Origin of the sequence: Candidatus Enterococcus murrayae, from assembly GCF_017315985.1 — a bacterium.
Taxonomy (GTDB): domain Bacteria; phylum Bacillota; class Bacilli; order Lactobacillales; family Enterococcaceae; genus Enterococcus_A; species Enterococcus_A murrayae.
In genome coordinates this window covers 23,334-36,198 of the sequence record NZ_JAFLVR010000005.1, presented here as the reverse complement: position 1 = coordinate 36,198, position 12,865 = coordinate 23,334, and the positions used below count along the sequence as shown (strand labels likewise).

Here is a 12,865-nt window from a genome sequence, read left to right as displayed (position 1 = left end):
TTTGGAGAGAAGGTGATTGTTTGACAGGTTTGTTTTCCTATAAAGGAAAGAGGCTTCAACTGTATTACAAATACTTAAATGTATGGTACACCTTTCTTTTTTCACTTCCATCATTTGCCATGGTTGTTTGGTTATGTTGGTCAAAGCAGACAGAAATCATATCTTTGGTGAATGGGAATCAGCGGTATTTCCAACAAATTGTGACTGCAGGAATGCTTGGTTTGTTTTTACTACTCTCAAATATTTGTGTTTCCATATCAGTCATTAAGCAATCCAGATTAAAAGGCGGCTATTTTAGCAGGCTTCAAAGATGCCAATGGTTGCTGAAATATCTGATCGAAAATAATTTGGTAGATATAAAAAAGAGAAAGATGGAGAACGGATCGCAAGAGCTGATTCAAACACCGAGTGTTTATTATCGGAGAAAAGATTCCCTAGATTGTTTTACCTTCAAATTAGGTGGGAAACACCACAAGGAATTTTTATCGATGGGATCAGTTCTAGAAGAACTCTTCTTAGGTGATCTAGTTGAAGTGGATCGTGTGCCGATGTTTGTCACTTATAAACTGATGCTGGATACGAAGGATCGCCGTTTATCTATTCGAGAGGTCAAAGCTAGAAATGGATCAATCGAGCTGATGAAAGGTGTCTTATGGGACTATGATAAAATGCCGAATATGTTGATCAGCGGAGGAATCGGTGGTGGAAAGACCTATTTCATTTACACGCTAATTAAGGTGTTCATGGAAATTGGCACAGTAAAGATTGCTGATCCGAAACGGTCTGACTTAGGTGTTTTAGCTGAACTTCCTGCATTTAAAGGTCATGTTGTGATGGAAAAAGAAGAGATTTTTAGGTTGTTAGAAGACAGTCTGGAAATGATGATCAAGCGCTATAAGTTTATGCGTGAACATGAAAATTACACAATGGGGAAAAACTATGCCTTCTATGAAATGCCACCATACGTTGTGATCGTGGATGAATGGGCGGCATTTTTTATTACCTTAGATTACAAAGAAACCGAGCGAGTCTTAAAGGTACTAATGCCATTAATCCTACAAGGTCGTCAAGCAGGAGTTTATATGATTATTGCCTTGCAGCGACCGGATGCTCAAAATTTACCCAACGGGTTACGAGATAATTTACTGGCAAAAGCTTCACTAGGTCGATTATCTGAGCTGGGCTATAAAATGACTTATGGAGTGCGCCCGTACGGGCCTGTAATGATTGTGTGCTAACAACACACTAGAGAATAAGATACGAATTTTTTACTCTATTAACAACCAACTTATCTGCAAGGGAAACTAAGCAGGGAGTGTAGCATGTTGGTAAAGCCGCAAGTTGGAAAACTATCTATCCACGACTGAGCTGGCAAGTTAAAAAATAAAAACAAGGATGAAAGCTATACTGCTTGAATGGTGGTCTGTCTGAGTCAGTCATCCCTACAACGAAAGATAGTTAGATACGTTGTATGTTGTTAGATGTTATAGGTATCGCCCGAAGTCTATAACATACGTATCTCTAACAACGAGAACTTCTATAAAGAAGAATACAGATGAAACCCACATCCGAAATTTTATGCAGTTATTATTACAGGCGCTAAACGGGGATTACCTAAGCTGGAATGCTCGTAAGAGCTATGTGCAATGCCAGTCATGGTGATAAAGCTCAAGAGGAATCAAGAGCGATGGCACTGAATATCCAATAAGGTAACGGAGATTTCGTAGTAGTCTGAGCTAGGGAAAGCCTAGTACATGGCGAAGGGAATCAGCTTGTTTCGTTTAAATAATTAAGGAAGGAGCGTGAGGCTCTATGAGAAATCCAGAAGTTATTCTAAACAATCTAGCAAAGAAAACAAAGCAAAAAGACTATAAGTTTGAAAGAATCTACAGAAATCTATACAATCCAGAATTCTATATTATGGCTTATGGGAATATCGCTTCAAAAAGTGGCAACTTAACACCTGGTGTTTCTAGCGAAACAATTGATGGTTTTAATCTGACAAAAATAGAAAAATTGATTGAATCTCTAAAATCAGAAAACTATCAACCTAAACCAGTGAAACGTATTTACATTCCAAAGAAGAATGGAAAGAAACGACCACTAGGTATCCCTACTTTTATAGATAAACTTCTTCAAGAAGTTATTTGCATGGTTTTGGAAGCTATTTATGAAGGAGAATTTAGTTCTTCCTCACATGGATTTCGACCTAATAGAAGTTGCCATACTGCACTTGGAGACATATCCAATACATTTAACGGAAGTAAGTGGTTTATTGAGGGCGACATTTCGTCTTTCTTTGACAACATTGATCATCATATTCTCATTCAATTATTGAGCAAAAAGATTAATGATCATCGATTCTTACGTCTATTATGGAAGTTTTTGCGTGCAGGCTATTTAGAAGATTGGAAATTCAATAAAACTTATAGTGGAACACCGCAAGGTGGAATCATTTCACCAATCTTATCAAACATTTACTTGAATGAATTGGATAAGTACATGGAGGAATATAAAGCATCATTTGAACTAGGTAAAAAACGGAGAAAAGATGAAAGCTATAAACGGCTTGAATCGAAGATGTATTGGCTAAGGAAAAAACTAAAAAATGAGCAACTAACAAATACAGAGAAACAAGTAATCATAGATCAGTTGAAGGCTATGCATGATCAATTAATACAACTACCTTATTCAGATAGTTTTGATGAAAGTTATCGAAGAATCAAATATGTTCGATATGCCGATGATTTTATTATTGGTCTGATAGGTTCAAAAAAAGATGCAGAAACTATCAAAAGTGATATACAACGATTCTTAAAAGAAAAATTGAAAATAGAACTTTCAATGGAAAAGACATTGATTACTCATTCTGGAAAGTTTGCGAAATTTTTAGGTTATCACGTAGTCGTAAGTAGAGATAAAGCAGTCAAGAGAGATAAAAACGGTATAAAAAAACGCTATTACTCCTATAAGTGTAAACTCTACATCCCTAAAGAAACATGGATTAACAAATTAAAAGAATTGGGGACAATTACAATCCGACAAGATGGGTCATGGATGCCAAAGCATCGAGCAACACTCATCTATTTAAGTGATATTGAAATTTTAAGTACTTACAATGCAGAAATTCGTGGGATTTACAACTATTTTTGCCTAGCTAGCAATACAAATGTGCTAAATTCGTTCATGTACGTAATGCGCTATAGCTTATTTAAAACATTAGCTGCAAAGTATCAATCGTCTATCGCTAAAATTCTTAGAAAATATAAGCAAAATGGCGAGTTCATGATTCCTTATGAAACGAGGCAAGGAACAAACTATCGTTTGTTATATAATGAGGGATTTCCCAAAAAGAAAACAGTAAACAGATCCTCTAAAATTGACAGCTTTCCAGATACGATTATCTATAAGTCACGAACGGAATTAACCCAACGGCTAACTGCCAACAGATGCGAATGGTGTAAAGAAACCGAAGGTAGAATGGAAGTTCATCATGTTAGGAAGCTGAAAAATTTAAAAGGAAAAAAACAATGGGAACAAGTAATGATAGCAAGAAGGAGAAAAACACTGATTCTTTGTCATAACTGTCACGTGAAATTGCACGCTGGCAAGCTAGATTAAACAAGTGGAAAGCCGTATACATCGAGAGGTGTACGTACGGTTTGGAGGGGAGTATTTGGAAACCTGCTATAGAGATATAGCAAGGCGCTGGGTACTTACCCTACGACGACAACAAAAATAAAAGTTTCGTTAATAAATCTGGTGTCGGTAGAGGGTATCTGGATATTGGTAAAGGCATTCCTCAAGAATTGTACAGTCCATTTGTTCCTGATGACTTTGATTTTCTAACGGAGTTCGCTAAATTTGATCGAATGATCGAGCTTGATTTTGATGCGATGCGAATCACGAAAAAGGACCAGGAAATGATGGATGCCATGTATAACGAGGAAGATGAGCTGCAGACAAGAAAATTGATTTCAGAAGAATATCAAAAGGAAAGACAAGAACGACTGAACCAATTGGAAAACATTACGATAGAGTAGCTTGTGTTGTTCTGTATCAAGGAGGTGACGGACTGTGAGTGAAAAATACTACCGAGTAAAAACGGCTGCTAAATTAATTGATCCAAATTTTTCTGCTCGAACCTTGTATTCATGGATCGCAAAGGTTGAAAAACGAACCACCTATCATTTTTTACGAAAGAGTATTTTGCGAAATGGGATTCCTGTTGTTCAGATTTTATTGAAAGAAGAGGACATTCAACTGCTAAAAAAGTTGTATTCATTGAGGAATAAGGAAAAGAAGGATTTAACAGCGGCTATTTTCGCCACCTTCTTGTCACCAGAAGAACTCGATGAACGATTAACCATGGAACGAAATATTTTTTAACCAACTACTAACCAACCTAGATACTGGTGGGTAACTATGCCCAGCATAGCCATGCACCCAATCGAGCGTGGCGTTTGCACTGACAGCGGCGCCAGCCGCTTATGTCAAGGGCAAACGCACACGCCATGAGTGTGCGTGGATGGATGATGGCAGGCGGCAGCCTGCCATCATCCGTTCCCCCCCAGTATCTAATAGGGGGGGTAGAAATAAAATAACGAAACAAAAAAAGATCAATAAAGAGCGCTATGGCAAGCTTCATCGAAGATGAACTTTTGTGTCCTTTTTAACGATTTTGAAGGGACACAAAAATTAAGAGTCAATAATCCCAAAGGTTTGATTGCTCTTTTTGAAGAGTCCAAAAAAATCGATTTCGTTATTTAATTGAGGTGTAGAAAAATTGGAGCCTAAAGAACTGCGAAACTATCGATACAAATTTGGGTTATCCAATGCGAAGACTGGAAAACAAAAGCCAGTTTCTCAACGAAAATTTGCACAAATACTGGACATCTCTTTGTCCTATTACAAAAAAATGGAACAAGGCAAGCGCTCGATTCCAGAAGAGGTGAAACAAAAGCTCGAAGATTATTTTCGTGTCTACATGAAACATGGGGTAGAAATGCGCGTCATGATCGATTATTTGCGTTTGTCCTTTTTTGAAGCAGCACCTAAAGATATTATCCAACGAGTGTTAGGCATGGATGAGTTAGAGTTTGAAACCCGTTCAACAGGACTCTACATGTTTGACCAAGTATCTGTACGAGGGAATATCTGGGTGTTTTGGCACACAAAAGAAACTACGAAAAATGTATTGATCCAGTTTTCAGGGCAAGGATGCCGTGAATATGAACTGGTATTGAAGGAACGAAAAACAGACTGGCAGGAATACCTATTGCACCTTTGGCAAAAACAAGGAATGCTAGAAAGCTGCTATAGTCGTGTGCAATGTAGCCGGATTGATATTGCCATTGATGAAATGTGGATGCGAGAAGATGAAGAATACTTTGATTTGTTTTCCATCTTGGAAAAAGAGCACAAAGGATTGATCGAAGACAGCTTCAAATTATTTGAAAATTATGGTGGGTATTATACGGAATCGGGGGTAGCTAGAAACAAAGGGCTATCCCTTTATTTTGGTTCAAGAAAATCACCAATGTACTTCAACTTCTATGAAAAGCGATATGAGATTGCCAATCGTGAGCGGATTTCAGTGGAAGATGCCTTACTAAAATACGGCATCTACAACCGTTATGAATTGCGCTGTGCTGCGGAAAAAGCAACCGAGATTATTGATCTCTTTATTACCGGAACGAACTTAGGAGAGATCGGCGCTGGATTGATCAATGACAAATTGACAGTTTATGACTTGCTTGATTCTGAATCAAGAATTGTGAATGAGCGTTGGGCCAAAATGTTTCGAACCGTCAGAGAGTTGAATTTTTCCATGAAGGCAGAAAAGTTTTCGATCGAACGTGCAGAACGTTGGTTTGAAACCCAAGTAGCGCCCACGCTAAAACTGCTAAAAATTGTTGATGAACTTTCCGGCCGAGATTTTGTGAATGCGACGATTGAAAATGTGGAGTTGAGTGAAGATAAAGAAAGCTATCTTGCTTGGTTCCAATCATCAGGAGGTGATTTAGTTGGAGGATAACAAGGATCACCTTTTTTCAGGAATCAATTATTGTCAGAGAAAAATCTGTGCGATTGATCAACGAATTCGAGCATTGAGTGTGTTCAATTATTCGATGGATTTGATCGAACGAATTCTCGAACGTGGTGAATTCCAGGATGATCCGGCATGGCAAGAAATTGCACGATTGCTAGAGGTTCGAAATAGTTATGAACTCAAACTGGAAGAGTTAAGTTGGCAAGTGAAACCAAGTAATTTGAGTCAAATTGAGTTTTACTCTTTTACGCTTCCGAAAAATGCTTTGATCGCTGTGAAGGCAGGTGTAAAACCATTAACAGTTTATGCAAGCTGTGTAGCAGAAGTCTACAACCAGCAGGTAGGATTTATTCTTTTATCAGTCGATGAAGTGCGAAAGATATTAAGACAATCCATTTGTGAAGAAACAAAACTTGTCGTAACCGAAGAGTTTATCCAAGAAGAATTACTTGATCTTGGTCGCTATGCCAATGAACCTTTTTATCAAGGATCAGTCTTACTGATTGAAAATAAGTTCGTTTAGATAAGGAGTGTATTTGATGGAGGCACAAATTTATATAGCCAATTTGTCTAAATATGTTAGTGGAACAATTCAAGGTGGTTGGTTTGACCTACCAGTGGACTACTCTGACATTGCCACAAAACTTGGTCTAAATGAATCCGAAGAAGAAACCATTATTTTGGATTCAGATGCACCATTTACTGTGACCCAATATGATAGTTTGGATCGATTAAACGAATTGTATGAACAGTATTCGGAATTACCCAGTGAAGTACGTGATCATGCCAAAGAATTAATAGGAGATTTGTTTTCGTCAGAAGAAGATTTACTGGAGAACGCTGAGGATGTCATGTTCTTTGCCGATGTTGATACAGACGAGAAACTTGGAAGTTACTGGGTTGATCAAGGTTTGATTACTGTACCCAAGGAATTAGAAAACTACATTGATGAAGAAGCACTTGGGCGAGATATTCGATTGGATGGACAAGTTGTCTATGTTTCGGATGGCTGTTTCATGAAGTAGCTCTTCTTAGGTTAGAAAGGTGTTTCTCATATGATGAAGTTGATCAAATATGCAGGTTCCTTTCACCTTGGGAATCAAGATTTATTACAAAGTATTGCGGAGGGAAAAGCCTTCTTTGGCGAAATTTATTACTGGTACAAAGCGAAATTGACTGAGTATCTTTTGACAATTCCGTTTAAAGATTTGAACTTTGATGAATTGTTCGAACAGTTTAGAAATTTATTTTTACGAGAATTGAAACAGTTGGATGTTATAACTTATCCAGTAACTTTCGAGTGGTTAGATGGTCAGTTTAAACGACTTATCTATGATCCGATCTTTGTTCAGGTGATTGAGCGAATGGATGAGGTGAATCAAGAGCGATCCTACTTTATGAACTATGTCAAAAAAAGGCAATGGAATGTGACAGAACAGTTTTGGTCATATCTTCAAGAATATGGTGAAGTTCGTGTAACGGAAATCAATTCTGCATATGCTGAGAAGATGATTCCTATAGATTTTGTAAAGAAGTGTCATTTGAAAGTAGTGTATCCAAAAAATTAATGTAAATGTATAGTATTCATTTCAAGCGTTATCATGATGCAACTATATTCCTGTGATAGAATAATATGGAAAAGAGAAAGTAGGGGACAGATGATGGAAAATGAATATATTGTAGAAGCAAAGTCGGGATTAAATATTACGGTAACAAAGGGCGATTTAATAGAGATAATCGATATAGCAGGGCAACAAGTAGTTGATTTCTTTTCAGTAAATCAAAAAAATCCCAAAGAATTTCTATCTGCAGGTGTAACGATTGATTGTAATGAGAGTTTGAAAGTCAGTGAAGGAGATTCGCTTTATACAAACTGTTACAATAAAATGTTTACTATCATTGAAGATGATGTGAAGGAGCATGATTTATTACACCCATGTTGTCGACCAGAAATGTATGATTTCTTTTACAAAACGGGGAAAGGCCATTCTAGCTGTTTAGCCAACATCAATGAGTCGCTTACAGAAATTTTTGATATCAGGAAAGAAGAAATCACACCTTTTAATATTTTTATGTACACTAAAATACTACCAAATGGGAAGATTTCTGTAGAGCCACCAAAATCTAAAGCAGGAGATAAAATTGTTTTGTTAGCTGAGATGGATGTTCTATTAGCTGTGGCGGCATGTAGTGTATCTGAGAGTGATTGTAATGGAGGAGAGTGTACACCTATAAAGATTGTTGTCAAAAATTAGCAATAAAAAATTGAATAAAGTACCTAAAGCAACGTCCTAAGAAGCCTCATTCATAGAACGTTGCTATTTTTTTTGTCTAAAAAGGTGGTAAACGCCTTTCATCAGGTAAGAAATCGAAGTCCATAAGTGAACTCGAATGGAAAAATACTAACTATTATTGGAGGAAGTTTATGAAAACGAAAATCAGTAGAATACTTGTTTCGCTCGTGATGATCGTCACGCTGCTTACGCAAATCATTCCAATTCAAGCGATCACAGCTTATGCGGAAAGCACCAGTGCAACTCAGGTACAAAAGAGTGATGAGAAACCGAAGTCCACAGAAGCCACGAAAGCTGATCCGGTAGAATCAACCAGTGAATCGAGCCAAGAAAACTCGGAAAGTACAAACAGCACGGAGTCTTCTGAAAGTACAAAAGAAGAAGAGACTGTGACATCTGAGGATAAAGAAGAGGTACAAAGAGAAGTAACCTTGGATGGCAGTGTTTATGGTTCTGGAGCTGGCGTTCCTGGTGATCCAGTTCTTTTCCGAAGTGCGAGAGCATTATCGGCAGATTTACCCACGTTTTTCGGTATTTCTACAAAAGCAATTAACGCTGAATTGACTGCTCATCAAAATGACGGTTTTTATCTAGGGACCCCTTATCGTGGATTGTATATAAATCCAGACGAAGATTACTGTTTGAGTCCAAATGGAGCACCAACAAGCTACGGGCCTGGGATGAACTGTACAGGATTTGTGGCTACCGTTATTCGTAGAGCTGGAGGCGATATTTCAAGAATTACGAATAATAGTACGGGATTTGGTGGTGCCGCAAACGCCTATAACTGGCGTGATGTTTTACGTGCGACAACTTATGCGGATACGTACAATACGGTTTCTGAAATGTTAGCGAGTGGCACCATGCGTAAAGGGGATATTATTTATTTTGAACCAGATGTATCGGTAACCAATTATGACTGCCATATTGGATTCTTCTGGGGAAATACACCGAGCGAGAATAAGTTCTGGCATTCGTATTATCCTGATGGAAATATTGTTTCTGATATTAAAACGAAGTCGCCTGCTGAGAAAATCTATGTCTTTCATAATGCGAAGGAAGAAGGCTATATTTCACTGAAAAAAGTAAATGACAAAGGCGACAATGTGGCTGGCGTTTCTTTCAAACTAACGGCCGATGGAAAATCAACCACCGTAAAAACAGACGCAAATGGGAATTTAAAATCACCAAATTATCCTATCGGTACAGTGGTGGAGTACGAAGAAATGGCTACGATCGCTGGTCACTATATTGATTCTGCTTCTTCAAAAGGGAAGATCACCATCAAGGAAGGTTCCAATGAAATTAAAGTGACCAATCCTCGATATGCGAATGTTACGCTGAACAAAAAGAATGACGTGGGTCTAAACCTTGAAGGCGTTCAATTCAAATTGACTTACAATGGGAAAGATCATACTGTCAAGACCGACAAAAGCGGTCAAATTCAAGTGACAAATGAATTGAAAAATAATACGAAAATTGAATGGGAAGAAACCGCAACAATTGCTGGTCACTACATTGATTCAGCCAATGCGAAGGGATCGTTAGTAGTGAAATCCGGTTCAAATACGATTAATGTGAGTAATCCACGTTACGCCAATTTAACACTGATCAAACAGGATGATAAAGGTAAAAACCTTGAAGGCATAGAATTTAATCTTCACTACAACGGCAAGGATCATAAAGTAAAAACGGATAAAAATGGGACAATCAAGATCACCAATGACTTGAAGAACAACACAAAAGTCGACTGGGAAGAGCTTAAAACCATCAAAGGTCACTACATTGATCCAGAAAAAGCAAAAGGATTGATCATAGTGAAATCTGGAGAAAACACGATTAACGTAAATAATCCAACGCTTAATTTTGGTATGACTTCTCAAGCAAGTAACCAAGACGGAGCACAATTTGTGAATCCAATGATCGGACAAAAGCTACGAGATGAAGTCATGATTCAGGCAAATCAAGCACCTGCAAATGCGAAATTACGTCTGACTTCTGATTTTGTCGAGTTTGGAACAGGTGAACAGCTTGGCGAAGAATCCTTGAAGCAAGTGAATGAGTTCGAAGCAAAACAAGCCCAATTCGTTAAAAATGTGTATTTAGAATTTGATGCCACAGGAATGTATGGTAAAAAGGGTGTTTGGATTAATGTCTTAGAATTCTACAATCCTTCAACGGGTGAGTGGGAAGAAGTCGCTCGTCATGATGATTTGACGAATGAGGCAGAAGCGATTCAATTTGTGACTCCAGAAATCCATACCGAGTTTTTCTTCTATGATCAGAACGAAAACGAAACAAAAATCTCTGATCCATTGGCAAAAGTAAAAGGATTCGATCGGGTATTCTATAAGAACCTTATCTCAGGACAAAACTACAAATTTGACTTAATCATGATGGATCGTGAATCTGAAAAAGAATTCAAAGACCCGAACGGAGACAACGTGACAGGATCAATCACTGTTGTTGCTGGGAAGGATGGCACCGTCACTTCTACTATCAACTCGAGAGAATACTATGAAAAACTCGCCAAAGAAGCGGCTGAAAAAGAAGAATCAAAAGAAAACGATAGCGACAAAGAAAAAGAAGCAACAAAAGATTCAGATGAATCCAAAGAAATGATTCAACCAAAAGCAGCCACGCAAGATGTTGTCGATACCGAAGAACCAGCAGATGTGGAAGAACAAGAAGAAGCCACTGAGTTTTCAACACTGAATGATGTTGAATTATTGGAAGGTTATGTCGATGTTCCATTTGAAGCCAACTTATCTGATGCGAAAGGAAAAGTCTTAGTTGCATATGAGCAGCTATCAACAAATGACACACCGATTGCCGATGAAAAAGAACTTGAGAATGAGAAACAAACAGGGAAAGTAAGAAATCCTAAGATCGGTACGCAAGCTCTTGTGAATGGCAAAATAGAAGTCACTTTCGATGGCAAAGTGACATTGACTGATAAGGTTGCTTTTGAAGACTTAACGCCAAACGTTGAGTACGATCAAAAAGTGACTTGGATGGATACACGGACAAAACTACCAGTCATGATTGATGGGAAAGAATTAACTTCAACCATCAAATTCACACCGAAAGAATCAACAGGAACGATCGTTGTGACGATTGAAGATGTCGTTGTTCAACAATTATTTGGTAAAGACAGTAAGATCCAATTGGTCGCTTTTGAAGAAACGACTTATAATGATGAGCCTGTAGCTTCTGAAAAAGACTTCAACAACAAAGGCCAAACGATAACGATTAATAAACCAGTCGAACCAGTAAAACCGACTAGTCCAGCAGGTGCGTTGCCTCAAACATCAGGATCATTAGGAAGTCCAGTGACTTGGATTTTCTTAGGCTTTGTGTTCGTTGCTAGTGCTCTTTTTATTGTTGTAAACAAGAAACGTCAAAATAAAAAATAAGCTAGATCAACGAAGCGTCCATACCAGGGCGCTTCTATTATTTTAAGGAGGGTATCGTGAAAAAGCTATGGAAGAATCTACCATTTCTATGGATCGTTTTAGGGATTGTGATTTCTTGTGCGAGTTACTACGGCTATCACTTATTACTACAAGCCAATGATCATGCGGAACAAATCAAACATCCGATTGAATTGAAGCAAAATAATCGGAATGAACAAAAAAAGAAACTAAAAAAAGGGACTTACTGTCCCCGTCAAATCAAACCAGTTACTCCCGCTGCTTATGCGAAAGCTCAGTTGCGGTACGCCGAGATCGTGAACCAGTGGGGCATAGGTGCATTGTATATTCCCAGCTCTGATATTCATTCGAAAATTCTTGCAGGAATCGATAACCAGAATCTAATGGTCGGTGTAGGAACGTACTATCAAGATCAGCGATTAGGCAAAGGCAATTATGTTCTCTTGGCTCACAATTTGGTTCAAGGCGGCGGAACACTTGAAAATCTGCCAAAAACAACCTTGCAACAAATTTTTTATCTGACTGACTTCACCAATGTTTATGAATATGTGTCGATAAAAAATGATGTCGTTGATCAAAGTCGAGGAGACTTGATGGCAATTCCTGCGGATGATCAGACAGAAATTGTGACGCTTATTCGTTGTGAAGGTGGAATAAACACTTCCAATCGAGCGGTTGTGCAAGGCGAATTTTTAAGGGAATATCCGGCAAGCGAAGCCAGAAAAGCCGTGAAACTTGGTTTGGGACTCATTGAAGAGAGTTGGACCAATGATGAAAAAATCTCGAATCAACAACGTTCCAGCACTAGTGAAGAATCATCGATTCGAATACGAAAGCGTTCGGCTGAAACGTCCAACGAACCGATTTACTCACTATTCCAAATTACCTGCATTTATTTATTTACGTTCTTAAATGAGGTGCCTGTTGTAATCGGGATCGGTTATTTGATTGGACTTCTAGCTTTTACCCATATAGCCACACGAAAACAGCACGAATTTTAAAATGAAAAGGGGAGTTTTGTATGTTTTGGATCATCGTAGCCTTCATGATCGGTACTTTCTTTGGTGTGATCATTATGGCAATAC

The 12,865-nt window shown here is 38.2% G+C and carries 11 protein-coding genes; all 11 read left to right on the top strand.

Annotated features, from left to right (window positions below; translation table 11 throughout):
• Window positions 1–20: 20 nt before the first annotated feature.
• The 11 genes from JZO85_RS02680 to JZO85_RS02630 all read left to right on the top strand — a co-directional run bounded on the left by JZO85_RS02680 (window position 21) and on the right by JZO85_RS02630 (window position 12,781).
• Window positions 21–1,238, top strand: coding sequence for an FtsK/SpoIIIE domain-containing protein (locus JZO85_RS02680; RefSeq protein ID WP_207106958.1), 1,218 nt, complete (start codon window positions 21–23; stop codon window positions 1,236–1,238).
• A 574-nt stretch (window positions 1,239–1,812) separates the two neighbouring features.
• Window positions 1,813–3,621, top strand: coding sequence for a reverse transcriptase domain-containing protein (locus JZO85_RS02675; protein WP_207106957.1), 1,809 nt, complete (start codon window positions 1,813–1,815; stop codon window positions 3,619–3,621).
• 188 nt (window positions 3,622–3,809) lie between these two features.
• Window positions 3,810–4,043, top strand: a complete 234-nt coding sequence (locus JZO85_RS02670; protein ID WP_242550174.1) for a hypothetical protein — start codon at window positions 3,810–3,812, stop codon at window positions 4,041–4,043.
• Window positions 4,044–4,077: 34 nt separating this feature from the next.
• On the top strand, window positions 4,078–4,389 hold the full coding sequence (locus JZO85_RS02665; protein ID WP_206918150.1) for a hypothetical protein: 312 nt from the start codon (window positions 4,078–4,080) through the stop codon (window positions 4,387–4,389).
• 397 nt (window positions 4,390–4,786) lie between these two features.
• Entirely contained in the window at window positions 4,787–6,037 is a 1,251-nt protein-coding gene (locus JZO85_RS02660) for a replication initiation factor domain-containing protein (RefSeq protein ID WP_207106956.1), read from the top strand.
• Window positions 6,027–6,575, top strand: a complete 549-nt coding sequence (locus tag JZO85_RS02655) for a hypothetical protein (RefSeq protein ID WP_207106955.1) — start codon at window positions 6,027–6,029, stop codon at window positions 6,573–6,575. The genes JZO85_RS02660 and JZO85_RS02655 overlap by 11 nt, the downstream gene beginning before the upstream one ends.
• A gap of 16 nt (window positions 6,576–6,591) precedes the next feature.
• The gene (locus JZO85_RS02650; protein ID WP_207106954.1) at window positions 6,592–7,077 is read left to right on the top strand and encodes an antirestriction protein ArdA; all 486 of its coding nucleotides are present in this window, start codon (window positions 6,592–6,594) and stop codon (window positions 7,075–7,077) included.
• 30 nt (window positions 7,078–7,107) lie between these two features.
• Complete coding sequence (locus JZO85_RS02645; protein ID WP_242550173.1) at window positions 7,108–7,620, top strand: hypothetical protein; 513 nt, start codon at window positions 7,108–7,110, stop codon at window positions 7,618–7,620.
• 93 nt (window positions 7,621–7,713) lie between these two features.
• Window positions 7,714–8,307 (top strand): DUF1989 domain-containing protein, encoded by a 594-nt coding sequence (locus JZO85_RS02640; RefSeq protein WP_207106953.1) that lies wholly within the window; start codon window positions 7,714–7,716, stop codon window positions 8,305–8,307.
• Between the two features lie 170 nt (window positions 8,308–8,477).
• Entirely contained in the window at window positions 8,478–11,762 is a 3,285-nt protein-coding gene (locus tag JZO85_RS02635) for a VaFE repeat-containing surface-anchored protein (RefSeq protein WP_207106952.1), read from the top strand.
• Between the two features lie 56 nt (window positions 11,763–11,818).
• Window positions 11,819–12,781, top strand: coding sequence for a sortase domain-containing protein (locus JZO85_RS02630; protein ID WP_207106951.1), 963 nt, complete (start codon window positions 11,819–11,821; stop codon window positions 12,779–12,781).
• Window positions 12,782–12,865 lie beyond the last annotated feature (84 nt).